An 18,331-nucleotide genomic window follows, 5' to 3' on the forward strand; every position below is an offset into this window, starting at 1 on the left:
TGTCTTCTGCGGCTTGACGCCCCGTTCGACGTTTCAAACTCTAGCCGATCCCCGCTCCGAAAAGCGAATCCAGCCGCAATCCATATAAACGGACACGCCAAAACAGATCCGGGCCGCAAAGCCAAAAAAGGCAGGAAGCGACCCAGCCCGAACTGGGAAGTGGTGTTTCCAAGGATTGGCCGCCCCGGGACAGCCACGCAAACGCGTGTCCGGCGCTCCCTGCCGAGCGACTAGGGAACACTACGCCGATCGACCGGCCGATGCAAATGCCTCGGGCCGCCGGTCGCCTCACAAGGGCTCTTGAGCGACTGCTCAACCATCTGCCACCATGTCGCCATCGCACTTGAGCAATCGCTCAAACACTCACCTTGGGGGACATTCATGGTCCTTCGACCGCCTGCACCCCCAGCTGCAGCGTCGTTTCGGCTTCTCCAGTGAGGACGGCATCGCCTGCATCGGCACCGGGCGGATGGATCGCATCCGCAGGGGGGCCGACTGGCTGGCGCCGTTCCTGAGGATCGGCAGCCGGCAGAACATCCTCTTCCCGGAGCAGGGACGGAACGTGCCCTTCACCATCGCCAACTACGCCTACCGGGACGGCTTCGGCCGCGAGACCGTCACCTTCGTGCGGACCTTCCAGTTCACCCGGCCCCGCCGCTTCGACGCGACCATGATCGGTTCGCACGACCGGCCGGGTACGGTCGTCGACTTCCTGGGCACGCATCAGCACCTCGCGGTCGACCTCCACCCGCGGGTCACCGCCCGGGGCGGCCTGGTGATCTCGTCGGGCGAGCAGCGGCTCACCGGGCTCCCGGGCTCGCCGCGCTGGCCGTCGGTGCTGCCCGGCCGGGCGGACCTGCACGAGTGGTTCGACGACGAGGCCGGGCGATTCCGCATCCAGGTCCGGGTGACCAACCCGCTGGTCGGCCTGGTGATGGGGTACCAGGGCTGGTTCACCGCCGAGTACCCGGCGGTCGCTGCCGAGGGGATCCCGAACCACGTCCGCCCGGTCCGGGAGTCCGCCCGCGCATGAGCCGGCGGGACATCCTGGGCAAGCGGAGCACCGTGAGCAACGGGCAGCCCCGCACGGGCCGGGCCCCGTGAACGAGAGGACGGCCGGGCGCCGACGCAGGGCCGCTACGCTGCCCCGCATGAGCGACACACGCGAGCGGCTGATGGAGGCTGCCATCAGCGTGCTCAAACGGCAGGGAATCGCCGGCGTCTCCGCGCGCGGCATCGCCGGCGAGGCCGGGGCCAACCAGGCGCTGGTGTTCTACCACTTCAAGACGGTCGAGGGGCTGCTGGCGGCGGCGGCGCTGCGCGAGACCGCGCAGCGGCTGGAGCAGTACCGGCCGCATTTCGCGGCGGCGGGCTCGCTGCGCGAACTGCTGAGCCTCGGGCAGGGGCTGCACGCGCAGGAGCGCGCCAACGGGAACGTCGCCCTGCTCGGGCAGTTCCTGGCCGGTTCGACCGGGCAGCCGCAGCTCGCCGAGGCGTCGGCCGGCGCCCTGCGGATGTGGACGGAGGAGATCGAGCGGGTTCTGGACCGGCTCTTCGCCGATCACCCGCTCGCCGAGTTCCTCGACCTCCCCGGGCTGGCCCGCACGGTGACCGGGGCGTTCGTCGGTCTGGAGCTCTACGAGGGCGTGGACCCGCAGGCGGCGGCAGCGGCCTTCACGGCCCTCGACCGGCTGGGTGTGCTGGTCGAGGTGGTGGACGGACTCGGGCCGGTGGTGTCCCGGGCGGTCCGGGCCAAGGTACGGCGCGAGGTCGGCCGCAACGGCGCGCCCGTCTGAGCCCGCGCCGCCCGGCCGGCGCACCACGGCCGGCGCACCACGGCCGACACGCCGCCGCCGACGGACCGCGGAAGCCCGGAGGCACCGCAAGGAAGCACGACGGCCGGACCTCCAAGGGGAAGAGGCCCGGCCGTCGGCTCCGGGGGTGGGGCCCCGGAGCGCAGGCTCAGTCGTTGGTCGGGAAGCCCAGGTTGATGCCGCCGTGCGACGGGTCCAGCCAGCGCTGGGTGACCGCCTTGCCGCGGGTGAAGAACTGCACACCGTCCTGGCCGTAGGCGTGGGTGTCGCCGAACAGCGAGGCCTTCCAGCCGCCGAAGGAGTAGTAGGCGACCGGGACCGGGATCGGCACGTTGATGCCGACCATGCCGACCTCGACCTCGTACTGGAAGCGCCGGGCCGCGCCGCCGTCGTTGGTGAAGATGGCGGTGCCGTTGCCGTACGGGTTCGCGTTGATGAGGGCGAGGCCCTCCTCGTAGGAGGCGACCCGCACCACGGAGAGGACCGGGCCGAAGATCTCGTCGTTGTAGACGGACATGCCGGGCTTCACGTGGTCGAACAGCGTGGGGCCGAGCCAGAAGCCGTCCGCGGTCGGCGTGCCGTTGCGGTCCTCGGCGGTGATCTGGTGCTTGCGGCCGTCGACGGCCAGCTCGGCGCCGTCGGCGAGACCGGACTCCACGTAGGAGGTGACCTTGTCCCGGTGCTGGCCGGTGACCAGCGGGCCCATCTCGGACTCGCCGTTGCAGCCGGGGCCGACGGTCAGGGTGGCGACCCGCTCCCTGATCTTCTCGACCAGTTCGTCGCCGATCGGGTCGACCGCGACCAGGACGGAGACGGCCATGCAGCGCTCGCCGGCCGCGCCGAAGCCGGCGTTGACGGCGGCGTCGGCGCTCAGGTCGAGGTCGGCGTCCGGCAGGACGAGCATGTGGTTCTTGGCGCCGCCGAGGGCCTGGACGCGCTTGCCGTAGCGGGTACCGGTCTCGTAGACGTAGCGGGCGATCGGCGTGGAGCCGACGAAGCTGACCGACTTGATGTCGGGGTGCTCCAGCAGGCGGTCCACCGCGACCTTGTCGCCGTGCACGACGTTGAAGACGCCGTCCGGCAGGCCGGCCTCCTTCCACAGCCCGGCCAGGAAGTTGGCGGCGGACGGGTCCTTCTCGGACGGCTTGACCACCACGGTGTTGCCGGCCGCGATGGCGATCGGGAAGAACCACATCGGCACCATGGCCGGGAAGTTGAACGGCGAGATGATCGCGACCGGGCCGAGCGGCTGGCGGATCGAGTAGACGTCGATCCCGGTCGAGGCCTGCTCGGTGAAGCCGCCCTTGAGCAGCTGCGGAATGCCGCAGGCGTACTCGACGACCTCCAGGCCGCGGGCGATCTCGCCGAGCGCGTCGGAGTGCACCTTGCCGTGCTCGGCGACGACGATCGACGCCAGCTCGTCCTTGCGGGCGTTGAGCAGCTCGCGGAAGGCGAAGAGCACCGTGGTGCGCTTGGCGATCGAGGCGGTGCGCCACTCGGCGAAGGCCGAGGCTGCGGCGGCCACCGCCTGGTCGACCTCCGCGACCTCGGCGAAGTCGACCTGGCCCGTGACCTGGCCGGTGGCCGGGTCGAAGATGTCACCGCGACGGGGCGCGGCACCGGCGGTGACGACCGGGCGGCCGCCGATCCAGTGGGTGATGTGCTTGCTCAAGGTCCGTCTGCCTCCGAAGTCCGGGCGGCCTGACGCCACCGGTCCCTTGTGTGACGCCGCCCGCACGGGACGGGGGCGGCGAGGTCACGGGGCTACCGCGCGCTCACTCGTCCAGTCTGCTGGGCGGTCGGGTCGGCCTCAACGAACAGGCTGACGGGGATTGAGGATTCAGCCTTACAGGTCGTACGGAAGGGGGGCTCTTCCGGGGCCTCCGCCCTCGTCGTCCTCCCCTGCTTCCATGTCCTCCAGGTACTCCAGGTCCTCCAGGTACGGATCGTGCAGGCCGTCCGGGGCTTCCTGGGTCTCCAGGAGGTCCAGCCGGAGGTCCTGGGCCCAGGCCAGCGCCCACCGCTTCAGGCCGTCGACCTCGTCGACGGGCAGGCCGCGCGCCCGGAACCGGCCGTCGGCGGCCTCGGCCAGGGTCTCCAGCCGGTCGGCGAGCGCGGCGGGCTGGAACTCGGCGTCCAGCCCGGTGGCCAGCGCGAGCAGTTCGCCCTCCCGGTAGCAGGCGGTGAGCGCGTGGACGTCGATCAGGTCGCGGGGCATGGCCCGGTCGACGAGCAGCGCGGTGGTCAGCGCGGCGGCGTCCTCCAGGGCGACGGCCGCCACCACCACCGGGTCCTCGGGCGTCCCGGCGAGGTCGAGCGGGACCGGGCGGTGGCCCAGCGGTTCCTTGCGCAGTTCGACGGTGTGCGACCGCCCGCCCAGGGCGAGCCGGACGGAGAACTGCTCCAGCCGGGGCGTCCCGGGACGCTCGGCGACGACACCGCCCGCCGACCGGTAGGCCCCCGCCAGGTCCGCGGCGGCCCGGGGCAGGTCGGCGGTCCCGGTGGCCACCAGGGTGAGACCGTCCTGGTCGCAGGCCGGGACGCCGTGGGCACGCAGGGCGTGCCCACCGGCGAGGGCGAGGCCGTGCCGGTCGCACACGGGCCGGGCCAGCTCGGCGAGACGCAGCTGGGCCGGGCCCGGGTGGAGGGACGGGTCGACGGCGTCCGGGACGGTGGTCACGCCTCCAGTCTGGCGCGCCGCCGTGTCCGGCGCTCCCGGCGGCCCGGCCGCGACGGGGCGCTCACCAGTCGCCGAGTCCGGCGGCCGCCTCGTGCAGGGCGAGTTCCAGGACGACGGGGTCGTTGAGCCGTCCGGAGCCGTCGGGTGGGACGAGCCAGCGCACGCCCCGGCTGCGCCGGCCGGGGTGGGGGACGACGATCCAGGTGCCCTCCCCGGCGCAGCGCACGCCGGTGCCGAGCCAGCGGGCGGCGGTGCCGACGGGCACCAGGAAGCCGATGTGCTCGTCGCCGAAGTCGGCGAGGACCGGTCCGCAGGAACCGGTGCCGAGTAGTTCGACGACCGGGCGGCCGAGCCGGCCGGGTACCGAGAGGACGTCCCAGCGCCGTCCGGCCGGGAGCAGGACCAGGCCGAGGCCGGTGCGTTCCCACTGGGCCCGGAAGGCCTGCGGGTCCGGTGCGGCCTGGGCGAGCCAGTCGAGTCCGGTGGTCGCCATGTGCGGTCCCCGTTCTGCGCGTCGGCGCGTTCGATGGCGCGGCGGGGCATGCGAAGACCCGCCGTCACCATCGAGAGGCGAACGGCGGGTCTCTCTTACACGGGTCGCGCTCCTTTCCGCACATGGACGGAGCTGTCGGCCGCCCTCCCGACGTACCGGGGGGGGAGGGCGGCCGGGGCGGTCAGGCGGCGGCCTTCCGGCGGTTCCCGAGCCACTGGCCGGCCACGGTGAGCACGACGGCGGCGATGAACATCGCGGTGCCGATGACGTTCACCTGGACCGGGATGCCGCGCTGCGAGGCGCCCCAGACGAACATCGGGAAGGTGACCGTGGTCGGGCCCGAGTTGAACTGGGTGATGATGAAGTCGTCGAAGGAGAGCGCGAAGCTGAGCAGCGCGCCGGCCGCGATGCCGGGGGCGGCGAGCGGCAGGGTGACCCGCAGGAAGGTCTGGGTCGGGGTGGCGTAGAGGTCCTGGGCGGCCTGTTCGAGCCTCGGGTCCATGCTCATCACGCGCGCCTTGACCGCCGTCACCACGAAGCTCAGGCAGAACATGATGTGCGCGATGAGGATGGTGGTGAAGCCGAACGGGATGCGCATGTTGAGGAAGAGCGTGCCGAGCGAGGCGGCCATGACCACCTCGGGCATGGCCATCGGCAGGAAGATCATCGCGGTGGTGGCGGAGCGGCCGCGGAAGCGGTAGCGGGCCAGCGCGAAGGCGACCATGGTGCCGAGCACGGTGGCGCCGAGGGTGGCGAGGACCGCGACCTGGAGGCTCAGCGAGAGCGACTGGCACATGTCGGCGACGCCGCAGGGGTCGGTCCAGGCGTCGGTGGAGAACTCGTTCCACTCGTAGTTGAACTTGCCGACCGGCTTGTTGAACGAGAAGGCGAGGACCACCAGGTTGGGCAGCACCAGGTAGGCCAGGGCCAGCAGGCCGGCCAGCACCACCAGGTGGCCGCGGATCCACATCAGGACCCGGGACATCAGGGCTCGGGACGTCAGGGTTCGGGACATCAGACCAGTTCCTCCGTCCCGGCCTTGCGCATGTAGACCGTCACCATGCCCAGGATCAGGGCCATCAGGATGAAGCTGAGCGCGGCGGCCGTGGGGTAGTCGAGCACGTTCAGGAACTGCTTCTGGATGCCGTTGCCGACCATCTGCTCGCTCGGCGAGCCCAGCAGCTGGGCGTTGATGTAGTCGCCGGAGGCGGGGATGAAGGTCAGCAGCGTGCCCGCGACCACGCCGGGGAGGGAGATCGGGAAGGTGACCTTGCGGAAGGTGGTGAACGGGCGGGCGTAGAGGTCCCCGGCGGCCTCGTGCAGGCGCGGGTCGATCCGTTCCAGCGAGGTGTACAGCGGCAGGATCATGAACGGCAGGAAGTTGTAGGTGAGGCCGCAGACCACGGCGAGCGGGGTGGCCAGCACGCGGTCGCCGGAGGTGAGGCCGAGGGCGCTGGTGACGTCCAGGACGTGCAGCGTGTTGAGTGCGCCGACCACCGGGCCGCCGTCCGAGAGGATGGTCTTCCAGGCCAGGGTGCGGATCAGGAAGCTGGTGAAGAACGGCGCGATGACCAGGATCAGCAGCACGCTGCGCCAGCGCCGGCTCGTCCGGAAGGCGATGGTGTAGGCGAGCGGGTAGCCGACGGCGAGGCAGAGCACGGTGGCGGTGGCGGCGTAGCCGAACGAGCGGACGAAGTGCCACTTGTACTCGACCAGGGCGTCCCAGTAGGTGGCGAGGTGCCAGGTGACGCGGAAGCCGTCCTCCAGCGAGCCGGTCTGCAGCGAGGTGGAGGCCTGGTAGACCATCGGCACCGCGAAGAAGACGACCAGCCAGGCGACGCCGGGCAGCAGCAGCCAGTACGGGGTGAACCGGCGGCGGCTCCGCGCGGCCGGCGGCGCGGGGGTGCCGCCGTCGGGGGGGACGGCCTGCGGCGGCGCCGCGGGGGTGGTGGTGGTCATGCCGCCGCCTCCCCGGTGCCCGCGTCGATCGCCTGGGCGGCGTCCAGGGCGAAGGAGTGGGCCGGGTTCCAGTGCAGGACGACGGGGGCGCCGGGGACGATCCTGGCGTCGCGTTCCATGTTCTGTTCGAAGACGGTGACCTCCTGGCCGCCTTCGGTGCGCACCAGGTACTGGGTGGAGACACCGATGAAGCTGGAGTCGACGACGGTGCCGGCCAGCCGGTTGCGGCCTTCGGCGACCTCGGTGGAGCCGTGCTGGATGGTGATCTTCTCCGGCCGGACGCCGAGGTGGACCCGCTTGGCGTCGGTGGCGCAGCGCGCCCGCGGCACGGTGAGCCGGGCTCCGGCGGCGGTGAGCAGCAGGTCCTCGCCGGCGCCGCCGGTGACGTCGGCGGGCAGCAGGTTGGACTGGCCGAGGAAGTTGGCCACGAAGGTGGTGGCGGGGTGCTCGTAGAGCTCGGCGGGGGCGCCGAGCTGTTCGACCCGGCCGCCGTTCATCACCGCGATGGTGTCGGCCATGGTCATGGCCTCCTCCTGGTCGTGGGTGACGTGCACGAAGGTGATGCCGACCTCGGTCTGGATCCGCTTGAGCTCCAGCTGCATCTGGCGGCGGAGTTTGAGGTCGAGGGCGCCGAGCGGTTCGTCGAGGAGCAGCACCTGCGGGTGGTTGATGAGCGCGCGGGCGACCGCGACGCGCTGCTGCTGGCCGCCGGAGAGCTGGTGCGGCTTGCGTCGGGCGTACGGGCCGAGTTCGACGAGTTCGAGCATCTCGTCGACCTGCTTCCTGACGTCCTTCCTGCCGCGCCGGCGCAGGCCGAAGGCGACGTTCTCGAAGATGTCGAGGTGCGGGAAGAGCGCGTAGCTCTGGAAGACGGTGTTCACCGGCCGCTTGTACGGGGGGAGGGCGGTGACGTCCTGGCCGCCGATCAGGACGGTGCCACTGGTGGGCTCCTCCAGGCCGGCGATCATCCGCAGGGTGGTGGTCTTGCCGCAGCCGGAGGCGCCGAGCAGGGCGAAGAAGGAGCCCTGGGGGACGGTCAGGTCCAGCGGGTGGACGGCGGTGAAGGAGCCGTAGGTCTTGCCGATGCCGGTGAGGCGGACGTCGCCGGCGGCCGCGGAACTCTGCTGCTCTGTCATGGGTGGTGTCTCTCCGGGTCTCTCTGCCGTCAAGGGGGGTCAGGCGCCGATGAGCTTGGAGAACTTCTCCTCGAAGTCGCTCTCCTCGGTCTCGGTGAGGCTCCGGAAGACGTGCGCCTTGGCCGCCATCTCGGGGGTGGGGACGACCAGCGGGTTGGCCGCGCTGTCCGGGGCGATGGCGGCCAGCTCCTCCTTCACGCCGGTGACGGCGGAGACGTAGCCGATGCCCGCGGTCAGCTGCGCCGCGATCTTCGGCTGGTAGTAGAAGTCGATCAGCTTCTCGGCGTTCGTCTTGTGCTGGGCCTTGGCCGGCACCAGCAGGTTGTCGGTGCTGGTCACGAAGCCCTTCTCGGGGATGACGAACTCGATGTCCGGGTTGTCGGCGCGCAGTTGGATCAGGTCGCCGCCCCAGGCGACGCAGGCGGCGATGTCTCCGGAGGAGAGCTCCTGGCCGTAGTCGTTGCCGGTGAAGCGGCGGATCTGCTTGTTGTCGACGGCCTTCTGCAGGCGGGCGACGGCGGCGGCGAAGTCGTCGGCGGTGACCTTCGCCGGGTCCTTGCCCATGTCCAGCAGGGTGAGGCCGATGCTGTCGCGCATCTCGGAGAGGAAGGTCACCCGGCCCTTGAGGTCCGGGTCCTCCAGCAGTTGGGCGACGCTGGTGACCTCCTTCCCCTTGGTGGCTTTCCGGTTGTAGGCGACGACCACCTGGATACCGGCCCACGGGTAGCTGTAGAGCCGGCCCGGGTCCCAGTCCGGGGCGCGGAAGCGGGACTCGACGGTGGTGATGGCGGTGGTGACGTTGGCCGGGTTGAGCTTCTGCGCCCAGCCGAGGCGGATCATCCGCGCGGCCATCCAGTCGGTGAGCACCACCAGGTCGCGGCCGGTGTCCTGGCCGGCCGCGAGCTGCGGCTTGACCTTGCCGAAGAACTCGACGTTGTCGTTGATGTCCTCGGTGTACCGGACCTTGATCCCGGTGGCGGCGGTGAAGGCCTCCAGGGTGCCGTGCTTCTCCTTGTCCTCCTCGTCGGTGTCGACGTAGAGCGGCCAGTTGGAGAAGTTCACCTCCTTCTCGCTGTCCGAGAGGTCACGGGCAGCGTTCGCGGTGGAGTCGCCGGTCCCGCCGGCGTTCCTGGCCGGCGGGATGCCGCAGGCGGCGAGCGTGCCCGCGCCGGCGGTGAGGGCGGCGGCGCGCAGCACGGCGCGCCGGCCGAGGGCGGCCCGGCCACTGGTCAGACTGCGTTCCCAGGCCTTGCGGACCGGTTCCGACAGTCCGTCGGTGAGCTCGTTGAACGCCATGGAACGGGCCTCCTGGGGGGCGAGGGGGGTGTGGGGGGACCACCCCGGTCCGGTTATCTGTCGCCGAAGACGGTGCGGTGCCAGTCCTTGCGGGCGACCGCGGTGGTGTCGAACATGACGTGCTTGACCTGGGTGTACTCGTCCAGCGAGTACTGCGACATGTCCTTGCCGTAGCCGGAGGACTTGTAGCCGCCGTGCGGCATCTCGCTGATGATCGGGATGTGGTCGTTGACCCAGACGCAGCCGGCCGCGAGTTCGCGGGTGGCCCGCAGGGAGCGGTGGACGTTGCCGGTCCAGGCGGAGGCGGCCAGGCCGTACGGGGTGTCGTTGGCCAGCCGCAGGCCCTCGTCGTCGCCGTCGAAGGGCAGCACGACCAGGATCGGGCCGAAGATCTCGCCCTGGACGACCTCGCTGTCCTGGGCGGCGCCGGTGATCAGGGTGGGGCGGTAGTAGGCGCCGCGGGTGAGGTCGGTGCCGTCGTGGCCCTTGGCGGGGGCGGCGCCGCCGGTGACCACGGTCGCGTAGCCGCGGGCCCGCTCGACGAAGCCGGCCACCCGGTCGCGGTGGGTGAAGGAGACCAGTGGGCCGAGGTCGGTCCGCGGGTCGAGCGGGTCGCCCAGCCGGATCGCGGCGTACAGCTCGGCCACGCCGGCCACGAAGGCGTCGTAGAGCGGCCGCTGGACGTAGGCGCGGGTGGCGGCGGTGCAGTCCTGGCCGCTGTTGATCAGCGAGGCGGCGACCGCGCCGTGCACCGCGGCGTCCAGGTCGGCGTCGTCGAAGACCACGAACGGGGCCTTGCCGCCGAGTTCCAGGTGGGTGCGCTTGACGGTCGCGGTGGCGAGTTCGGCGACCCGCCGGCCGACCGGGGTGGAGCCGGTGAAGGAGACCATCGCGACGTCCGGGTGCGCCACCAGGTGCTCCCCGGCGTCCCGGCCGGCGCCGGTGACGACGTTGACCACACCGTCCGGGATGCCGGCCAGGGTGCAGGCCCGGGCGAACATCAGCGAGGTCAGCGGGGTCAGCTCGGCCGGCTTGAGGACGACGGTGTTGCCGGCCGCGATCGCCGGGAGGACCTTCCAGGCGGCCATCTGCAGCGGGTAGTTCCAGGGCGAGATCGAGCCGACCACGCCGATCGCCTCGCGCCGCACGTAGGAGGTGTGGTCGCCGGAGTACTCGCCCGCCGCCCTGCCCTCCAGGTTGCGGGCGGCCCCCGCGAAGAAGGCGGTGTTGTCGACGGTGCCGGGGACGTCGAACTCGGTGGAGAGCTTGATCGGCTTGCCGGTCTGCGCGGTCTCCACCCGGGCGAGGTCGGCGGCGGCGTCGGTGAGGACGGCGGCCAGCCGGGTCAGCGCCTCGGAGCGGGCACCGGGGGTGGCGCCGGACCACTCCGGCAGCGCGGCCCGGCCGGCGGCCACGGCCTCGTCGACCTGCTCGGTGGAGGCCAGGGAGAACTCCTCGACCACGCTGCCGTCGGCCGGGTTGACGACCTGGAAAGGCGCACCGCTCCCCCGGCTCCGCCGGCCCGCGATGTACTGCGCGCCCGCGCCGAAGTCGGTCAGGTCCATCTGGTTCCTCCAAGTGCCCGGTGGTTCGGTCGCCCGCGGCCGGGCCGCCGGTACGGCGCTCCGGTCGGCCGGTCTCCGTCGTGTTGCGCGTGCCGACGACCGCGGGGCCCGTACCGGCGTCGGACGGCCGGTCGAGTCGCCGTGTCCGGGGTACGGGGAGTCCGGTCCGGTCGATCACCGAGGAGCGCGATCCTGGCAGCCGTGCGTTACCCCGGCAAGGGATCCCGCTGTTGCTTTCTGGTTACGCGACGGATTCCGACGGTGATGCCGTGTTTTCGCCACAGCCGACCCGCTGACCATGCCCGCTGCCGCCGGAGCGTGACAAGGCCCACTTCGGCAATCTCGACACAAAGGGCCTTACAAGGTGCAAGGCTTCGATCAGGGCAACAGGTCGTCGCCGCGATGGATGATTTCCCTGACACTCTGAACCCTGGAGGCCCGCGATGCTCCCCACCGTCGCCCGCGTGCTCGACCTGGAGGTGATGCGCCGCGGCCTCCCCCAGGTGGTGGCCGGCGCCGACCACCTGGAACGCCCGGTCCGCTGGGTCCACGTCAGCGAGCTGCCCGACGTTGCCGGCATGCTGCAGGGCGGCGAGCTGGTGCTGAGCACCGGCATCGCCCTGCCCGAGGACCGCGAGGGGCTGGCCCGGTACGTGCGCGAGCTCGCCGACGTCGGCGTGGCCGGGCTGGTCATCGAGTACGGCCGGCGCTACTTCGACAGCCTGCCGCGCGCCCTGGTGCACGCCGCCGAGCAGCGCGGCCTGCCGCTGATCGCGCTCCGCCGCGAACTACGCTTCGTCGCCGTCACCGAGGCGGTGCACGCCCTGGTGGTCAACGCTCAGCTGGAGCAACTGCGCACCTCCGAGGCGATCCACCAGGTCTTCAACGAACTGGTCGTGGAGGGCGCCGAACCGTCCGAGGTGGTCCGCCAGGTGGCCCGGATAGCGGGTGCCCCGGTCGTCCTGGAGAACCTCGCCCACCAGGTGCTGACCCACGACTCCGCCGGCCGGCCGGAGACCGAGCTGCTGGAGGACTGGGAACGGCGCTCGCGCGGGGTCCGCCCACCCGGGCGCACCGGGTACGACCCGCGCAGCGGCTGGCTGGTCACCACGGTCGGCGCCCGCGGCCAGGACTGGGGACGGCTGGTGCTGACCCAGGAGTCCGGTCCGCTGCCGGACGACGGCCCGCACCCGTTCACCATGCTGCTGGAGCGCGGCGCCTCCGCCCTGGCGCTCAACCGGCTCGTCGTCCGCGACCGGGAGAGCCTGGAGCGGCAGACCCACCGCACCCTGCTCTCCGGCATCCTCACCCACGCGCTGACCGTCTCCGAGGTGGCCCTGCGCGCCCAGGCGCTCGGCGTCCCGCTGGAGGGGCGGCGGCTGGTCGGCGCGGTGCTGCGGCAGCGGCGCGGTCCGATCCCGGCCGCGCTGGAGGCCCAGGCCAGGCTGCGCGACTTCACCGAGCTGGCGGCGAGCGCCGTCCGCGCCTGCCGGCTCTCCGCCCTGGTCGGCGCGCTGGACGACGAGGGCGTCGGCGTGCTGATCACGCTCGGCCCCCAGCAGGACGAGCACGCCGCGCTGGACGCCTTCGCCGCGGCGCTGCGCCGGCTGACCACCGAGGCGGCCCGGGACCAGGCCGCGCCCGCGCCGGTGGTCGCGGTCGGCTCCTCGGTCGGCTCGGTCCGCGACGCCCGGCGCACCCTGCTGGAGGCCACCCAGGTCGCCGACGCCGCGCTGCACGACGCGCCCGGCGGCCGGGCCGCGTCGTACTACCGGCTGCCCGACGTGCGGCTGCGCGGTCTGCTGCACCTGCTGCGCGACGACGCCCGGCTGCAGACCTACGTCGAACGGGAGCTGGGCCCGCTGCTCGCCTTCGACGCCGAGCACAACGGCCAGCTGGTGCAGATGCTGCGGATCTACCTGGAGCAGGGCCGGAACAAGTCGGCGGCGGCGGACGCCGCGCACCTGTCCCGGCCGTCCTTCTACGACCGGCTGCACAAGGTCGAGCGGATCCTCGGGGTCGACCTCGACCAGGTCGAGTCCTGCCTCTCCCTGCATGTCGCCCTGCTCGCGCTGGACGCCGTGCGCCGCTGACCCCGGCCGCCTCGGTACGGGCCGGGACAGCACGCCTCCGGAGCGTGGGACGGCCCCGGGCGCGCGGGCGCGTCCGGGGCCGTCCTGTCGGTAGGTCAGACCGTGTGCTCGTCGGTCAGCGACAGCACCTCGTCGAGGACGGCGAGACCGGCCTTCGCCTCCTCCTCCGTCACCGTGCAGGGCGGCACGACGTGGAAGCGGTTCATGTTGACGAACGGCCAGAGCCCGCGCTGCTTGCACGCGGCGGCCAGCTCGGCCATCGGCGCGTTGGCGGCGCCAGCCGCGTTGTACGGCACCAGCGGCTCGCGGGTGGCGCGGTCCTTCACCAGGTCGAGCGCCCAGAAGACGCCGAGCCCGCGCACCTCGCCGATGGACGGGTGCCGCTCGGCCAGCTCGCGCAGGCCGGGGCCGAGCACGGTCTCGCCGATGTGCTTCGCGTTCTCGACGATGCCCTCCTCCGCCATGGCGGTGAGGGTGGCGACGGCCGAGGCACAGGCCAGCGGGTGGCCGGAGTAGGTGAGCCCGCCCGGGAACGGCCGCTCCGCGAAGGTGGCGGCGATCTCCGCGCTGATCGCCACGCCGCCGAGCGGGACGTAGCCCGAGTTGACGCCCTTGGCGAAGGTCAGCAGGTCGGGGGTGACGCCCCAGTGGTCGGCAGCGAACCACTCGCCGGTGCGGCCGAAGCCGGCCATCACCTCGTCGAGGATGAAGACGATGCCGTAGCGGTCGCAGATCTCCCGGACGCCGGCCAGGTAGCCGGGCGGCGGGACGAGGATCCCGGCGGTGCCGACCACGGTCTCCAGGATGACGGCCGCGACGGTGCCGGGGCCCTCGAAGGCGATGACCTGCTCCAGGTGGGCCAGCGCGCGCTCGCACTCCTGCGCCTCGTTCTCGGCGTGGAAGTTGGAGCGGTAGGCGTACGGGCCCCAGAAGTGCACGATGCCGGAGACACCGGTCTCGTTGGCCCAGCGGCGCGGGTCGCCGGTGAGGGCAATCGCGTTGGCGGTGGCACCGTGGTACGAGCGGTAGGTGGCGAGCACCTTCTGCCGGCCGGTGTGCAGCCGGGCCAGCCGGATGGCGTTCTCGTTGGCCTCGGCGCCGCCGTTGGTGAAGAAGATCTTGTCGAGGTCGCCCGGGGTGCGCTCGGCGACCAGCCGGGCGGCCTCGCTGCGCGCCTCGACCGCGAAGCCGGGGGCGATGGTGCAGAGCTTCGCCGCCTGCTCCTGGATGGCCGCGACCACCTTCGGGTGCTGGTGCCCGATGTTGGTGTTGACCAGTTGGGAGGAGAAGTCGAGGTAGCGGTTGCCGTCGTAGTCCCAGAAGTACGAGCCCTCGGCGCCGGCCACCGCGAGGGGGTCGATCAGCGCCTGGGCGGACCACGAGTGGAAGACGTGCGCGCGGTCGGCGGCCTTGACGGCCTGGCCGGCGGCTGAGTCAGCGGTGGGGATGCTCATGCGGCAAGGCTAGGGACTCTCCGTGGCGAAGTGGAGGTCCATCCTGTCAGCCGGTCACCGGAAGGGCCGACAGGGTGCAAAGGCACAGGGCCCGGGTCACGGGGACCCGGGCCCATCGTCGGATCGCACGACGATCCGACCACGCCGTCTGATCGTTAGATCGCGGTCATACTGCGCCGGACGGTCACGACCCGCTAGATCGCGGTCATGACGTGCTTCACACGGGTGTAGTCCTCGAAGCCGTAGGAGGAGAGGTCCTTGCCGTAGCCGGACTTCTTGAAGCCACCGTGCGGCATCTCCGCGACCAGCGGGATGTGGGTGTTGATCCAGACGCAGCCGAAGTCCAGGCGGCGGGACATCCGCATGGCCCGGGCGTGGTCCTTGGTCCACACCGAGGAGGCCAGCGCGAACTCGACGCCGTTGGCGTAGTCGACGGCCTGCTCCTCGTCGGAGAAGCTCTGCACGGTGATGACCGGGCCGAAGACCTCGTTCTGGATGATCTCGTCGTCCTGCTTCAGGCCGGAGACGACGGTCGGGGCGTAGTAGAAGCCCTTGTCGCCGACCCGGTGGCCGCCGGCCTCGACCTTGGCGTGCTCCGGCAGGCGCTCGATGAAGCCGGAGACCTGCTTCAGCTGGTTGGCGTTGTTCAGCGGGCCGTACAGCACGTCCTCGTCGTCCACGCCACCGGTCTTGGTCTCGGCGGCGGCCTTGGCCAGCGCCTCGACGAAGGCGTCGTGGATCGACTCGTGCACCAGGACGCGGGTGGCGGCGGTACAGTCCTGGCCGGCGTTGAAGAAGCCCGCCACCGAGATGCCCTCGACGGCCTCGGCGATGTCGGCGTCCTCGAAGACCACGACCGGGGCCTTGCCGCCCAGCTCCAGGTGGACGCGCTTGACGTCCTTGGAGGCGGACTCGGCGACCTGCATGCCGGCGCGCACCGAGCCGGTGATGGAGGCCATCGCCGGGGTCCGGTGCTCGACCATGAGGCGGCCGGTCTCGCGGTCGCCGCAGATCACGTTGAAGACGCCGGCCGGCAGCTCCAGCTCCTTGAGGATGCCGCCGATGATCTCGGCCAGCAGCACGGTGGAGGCCGGGGTGGTGTCGGAGGGCTTCAGCACCACGGTGTTGCCGGCGGCGATGGCCGGGGCGAACTTCCAGACGGCCATCATCATCGGGTAGTTCCACGGCGCCACCTGGGCGCAGACGCCGACCGGCTCGCGGCGGACGATGGAGGTCATGCCGTCCATGTACTCACCGGCGGACTTGCCCTCCAGCAGGCGGGCGGCACCGGCGAAGAAGCGGATCTGGTCCACCATCGGGCCGATCTCCTCGGAGAGGGTCAGCCCGCGCGGCTTGCCGGTGTTGCTCACCTCGGTGTCGACGATCTCGTCGGCCCGGGCCTCGACCGCGTCGGCGATCTTCAGCAGCAGCTTCTGCCGGGTGCTCGGGGTCGAGTCGCGCCAGGCCGGGAACGCGGCCGCGGCGGAGGCCATGGCGGCGTCCACGTCGGAGGCACCGGACAGCGGGGACGTCGCGTAGACCTCGCCGGTGGTGGGGTCGACGATGTCGAGCGTGCGGCCGTCGGCCGCATCGACGAACTCACCGTTGATGTAGTTGCGCAGCGTGCGAAGGTCGCTCACGGTCTCTCCTCGGTCTCGGCCTGCGGCATTGCAGAATCCGGCGCCATGGTACGTCGGTCGCTACGGCCGACGAAGGGCGCCGAGTGGCCGCGCCGGTCGTGCCGCGGTCCACTGATTGGCGGAATGCGCGCGGCGCTGCGGGGCCGCGCGCGTACCGCAGCCAGGGTAGCCGCATCACTGCCGTTATCGACAGGCCGATAGCGCAGGGGCGATGAAATCCGCATAGGTTTTCCAAGATCGCGACGAAATCAGCAGTTTCCGCGCTTGCGAACAGGGGAACGATCGGGCACAGTGGCGGCGTGGCCAACCGCGACCGGAACGCCAGCGTTCCCCTCGACGCCGCCTCCAAGGCGATCATCGAGCAGCTCCAGGAGGACGGGCGCCGCCCGTACGCCGCCATCGGCAAGGCCGTCGGCCTGTCCGAGGCGGCCGTGCGACAGCGCGTCCAGAAGCTGCTCGACCAGGGCGTGATGCAGATCGTCGCCGTCACCGACCCGCTCACCGTCGGCTTCACCCGCCAGGCGATGGTCGGGATCCGGGTCGAGGGCGACATCGAGCCCGTCGCCGACGCGCTGGCCGCCCTCGACGAGGTCGACTACGTCGTCTGCACCGCCGGCTCGTTCGACCTCCTGGCCGAGCTGGTCTGCGAGGACGACGAGCACCTGCTCGAAATGATCAACAAGCGCATCCGCGCGCTTCCCGGCGTGCGGAGCACCGAGAGCTTCGTTTACCTGAAGCTCCGGAAACAGACCTACACCTGGGGCACCCGATGACAGCCGACCCGGCCCAGAAGGACCTTTCCAAGACCGCCTACGACCACCTGTGGATGCACTTCACCCGCATGTCGTCGTACGAGAACTCCCCTGTGCCGACGATCGTCAAGGGCGAAGGCACCTACATCTGGGACGACAAGGGCCGGAAGTACATCGACGGCCTGGCCGGCCTGTTCGTCGTGCAGGCCGGTCACGGCCGCGCCGAGCTCGCCGAGGTCGCCGCCAAGCAGGCCAAGGAACTCGCGTTCTTCCCGATCTGGAGCTACGCGCACCCCAAGGCCGTCGAGCTGGCCGAGCGCCTGGCCAACTACGCCCCGGGCGACCTCAACAAGGTCTTCTTCTCCACCGGCGGCGGCGAGGCCGTCGAGACCGCCTGGAAGCTCGCCAAGCAGTACTTCAAGCTGATCGGCAAGCCGACCAAGTACAAGGTCATCTCCCGCGCCATCGCCTACCACGGCACCCCCCAGGGCGCGCTGTCCATCACCGGCCTGCCGGGTCTGAAGGCCCCGTTCGAGCCGCTGGTGCCGGGCACCCACAAGGCCCCGAACACCAACATCTACCGCGCCCCGCACTACCTCGAGGGCCCCGACGGCACCGTCGACCCCGAGGCGTACGGCCGCTGGTGCGCCGACCAGGTCGAGGAGGCGATCCTCTTCGAGGGCCCCGAGACCGTCGCCGCCGTCTTCGTCGAGCCGGTGCAGAACGCCGGCGGCTGCTTCCCGCCGCCGCCCGGCTACTTCCAGCGCCTGCGCGAGATCTGCGACCGCCACGACGTCCTGCTGGTCTCGGACGAGGTCATCTGCGCCTTCGGCCGCCTCGGCACCATGTTCGGCGCCGACAAGTTCGGCTATGTGCCGGACATGATCACCTGCGCCAAGGGCATGACCTCGGGCTACTCCCCGATCGGCGCGACGATCATCTCGGACCGCATCGCCGAGCCGTTCTACAAGGGTGACAACACCTTCCTGCACGGCTACACCTTCGCCGGCCACCCGGTCTCCTCGGCTGTGGCGCTGGCCAACCTCGACATCTTCGAGCGCGAGGGCCTCAACCAGCACGTGCTCGACAACGAGTCGCGCTTCCTGGGCACCCTCAGCAAGCTGCGCGACCTGCCGATCGTCGGCGACGTCCGCGGCAACGGCTACTTCTACGGCATCGAGCTCGTGAAGGACAAGGTCACCAAGGAGAGCTTCAACGAGGAGGAGACCGAGCGCGTGCTCTACGGCTTCCTCTCGAAGGCGCTCTTCGACAACGGCCTGTACTGCCGCGCCGACGACCGTGGCGACCCGGTCGTCCAGCTGGCCCCGCCGCTGATCGCCAATCAGTCGACCTTCGACGAGATCGAGCAGATCCTGCGGGCCAGCCTCACCGACGCGTGGGCGAAGCTCTGACCTTCCGGACTCTCCTCCCCACCCTCCGTCACAGGGC

General features: G+C 71.3%; 15 protein-coding genes. 5 read left to right on the forward strand and 10 right to left on the reverse strand.

The features are described 5' to 3' along the window. Nucleotides 1–343: 343 nt before the first annotated feature. A complete protein-coding gene (locus ACFP3U_RS32165; protein WP_380229284.1) occupies nt 344–1,033 on the forward strand; it encodes a DUF4166 domain-containing protein in 690 nt (229 codons plus the stop codon). A 118-nt stretch (nt 1,034–1,151) separates the two neighbouring features. Next, the gene (locus ACFP3U_RS32170) at nt 1,152–1,796 is read left to right on the forward strand and encodes a TetR/AcrR family transcriptional regulator (protein ID WP_380229285.1); all 645 of its coding nucleotides are present in this window, start codon (nt 1,152–1,154) and stop codon (nt 1,794–1,796) included. A gap of 166 nt (nt 1,797–1,962) precedes the next feature. Here ACFP3U_RS32170 and ACFP3U_RS32175 read toward each other — a convergent pair whose 3' ends face one another. The 8 genes from ACFP3U_RS32175 to ACFP3U_RS32210 all read right to left on the reverse strand — a co-directional run bounded on the left by ACFP3U_RS32175 (nt 1,963) and on the right by ACFP3U_RS32210 (nt 10,943). Then, on the reverse strand, nt 1,963–3,486 hold the full coding sequence (locus ACFP3U_RS32175) for a CoA-acylating methylmalonate-semialdehyde dehydrogenase (protein WP_380229286.1): 1,524 nt from the start codon (nt 3,484–3,486) through the stop codon (nt 1,963–1,965). 174 nt (nt 3,487–3,660) lie between these two features. Next, nucleotides 3,661–4,494 carry a hypothetical protein gene (locus tag ACFP3U_RS32180; protein ID WP_380229287.1) on the reverse strand — a complete coding sequence of 278 codons (834 nt, stop codon included), beginning with the start codon at nt 4,492–4,494 and terminating at the stop codon, nt 3,661–3,663. A 61-nt stretch (nt 4,495–4,555) separates the two neighbouring features. Next, nucleotides 4,556–4,987, reverse strand: a complete 432-nt coding sequence (locus ACFP3U_RS32185; RefSeq protein WP_380229288.1) for a hypothetical protein — start codon at nt 4,985–4,987, stop codon at nt 4,556–4,558. A 181-nt stretch (nt 4,988–5,168) separates the two neighbouring features. Then, nucleotides 5,169–6,002, reverse strand: coding sequence for an ABC transporter permease (locus ACFP3U_RS32190; protein ID WP_380229290.1), 834 nt, complete (start codon nt 6,000–6,002; stop codon nt 5,169–5,171). Continuing rightward, nucleotides 6,002–6,946 (reverse strand): ABC transporter permease, encoded by a 945-nt coding sequence (locus ACFP3U_RS32195; RefSeq protein WP_380229291.1) that lies wholly within the window; start codon nt 6,944–6,946, stop codon nt 6,002–6,004. Before ACFP3U_RS32195 ends, ACFP3U_RS32190 begins: the two co-directional genes overlap by 1 nt. Next, on the reverse strand, nt 6,943–8,082 hold the full coding sequence (locus ACFP3U_RS32200; protein ID WP_380229292.1) for an ABC transporter ATP-binding protein: 1,140 nt from the start codon (nt 8,080–8,082) through the stop codon (nt 6,943–6,945). Before ACFP3U_RS32200 ends, ACFP3U_RS32195 begins: the two co-directional genes overlap by 4 nt. A gap of 39 nt (nt 8,083–8,121) precedes the next feature. Next, on the reverse strand, nt 8,122–9,378 hold the full coding sequence (locus ACFP3U_RS32205; protein ID WP_380229293.1) for a polyamine ABC transporter substrate-binding protein: 1,257 nt from the start codon (nt 9,376–9,378) through the stop codon (nt 8,122–8,124). A gap of 53 nt (nt 9,379–9,431) precedes the next feature. Then, nucleotides 9,432–10,943 (reverse strand): gamma-aminobutyraldehyde dehydrogenase, encoded by a 1,512-nt coding sequence (locus ACFP3U_RS32210; RefSeq protein ID WP_380229294.1) that lies wholly within the window; start codon nt 10,941–10,943, stop codon nt 9,432–9,434. A gap of 443 nt (nt 10,944–11,386) precedes the next feature. On the opposite strand from ACFP3U_RS32210, the gene ACFP3U_RS32215 reads away from it, so the two are divergent. Continuing rightward, a complete protein-coding gene (locus tag ACFP3U_RS32215; protein WP_380229295.1) occupies nt 11,387–13,036 on the forward strand; it encodes a PucR family transcriptional regulator in 1,650 nt (549 codons plus the stop codon). A gap of 95 nt (nt 13,037–13,131) precedes the next feature. Here ACFP3U_RS32215 and ACFP3U_RS32220 read toward each other — a convergent pair whose 3' ends face one another. Both ACFP3U_RS32220 and ACFP3U_RS32225 read right to left on the reverse strand, forming a co-directional pair. Continuing rightward, nucleotides 13,132–14,490 carry an aspartate aminotransferase family protein gene (locus ACFP3U_RS32220; protein WP_380229296.1) on the reverse strand — a complete coding sequence of 453 codons (1,359 nt, stop codon included), beginning with the start codon at nt 14,488–14,490 and terminating at the stop codon, nt 13,132–13,134. A 194-nt stretch (nt 14,491–14,684) separates the two neighbouring features. Continuing rightward, nucleotides 14,685–16,130, reverse strand: coding sequence for a gamma-aminobutyraldehyde dehydrogenase (locus ACFP3U_RS32225; protein ID WP_380229297.1), 1,446 nt, complete (start codon nt 16,128–16,130; stop codon nt 14,685–14,687). A 299-nt stretch (nt 16,131–16,429) separates the two neighbouring features. On the opposite strand from ACFP3U_RS32225, the gene ACFP3U_RS32230 reads away from it, so the two are divergent. Then, the gene (locus tag ACFP3U_RS32230; protein ID WP_030306695.1) at nt 16,430–16,903 is read left to right on the forward strand and encodes an Lrp/AsnC family transcriptional regulator; all 474 of its coding nucleotides are present in this window, start codon (nt 16,430–16,432) and stop codon (nt 16,901–16,903) included. Continuing rightward, nucleotides 16,900–18,294 (forward strand): aspartate aminotransferase family protein, encoded by a 1,395-nt coding sequence (locus ACFP3U_RS32235; RefSeq protein WP_380229298.1) that lies wholly within the window; start codon nt 16,900–16,902, stop codon nt 18,292–18,294. Before ACFP3U_RS32230 ends, ACFP3U_RS32235 begins: the two co-directional genes overlap by 4 nt. The last annotated feature ends 37 nt before the right edge of the window (nt 18,295–18,331 follow it).

The organism is Kitasatospora misakiensis (genome assembly GCF_042656005.1).
GTDB lineage: Bacteria > Actinomycetota > Actinomycetes > Streptomycetales > Streptomycetaceae > Kitasatospora > Kitasatospora misakiensis.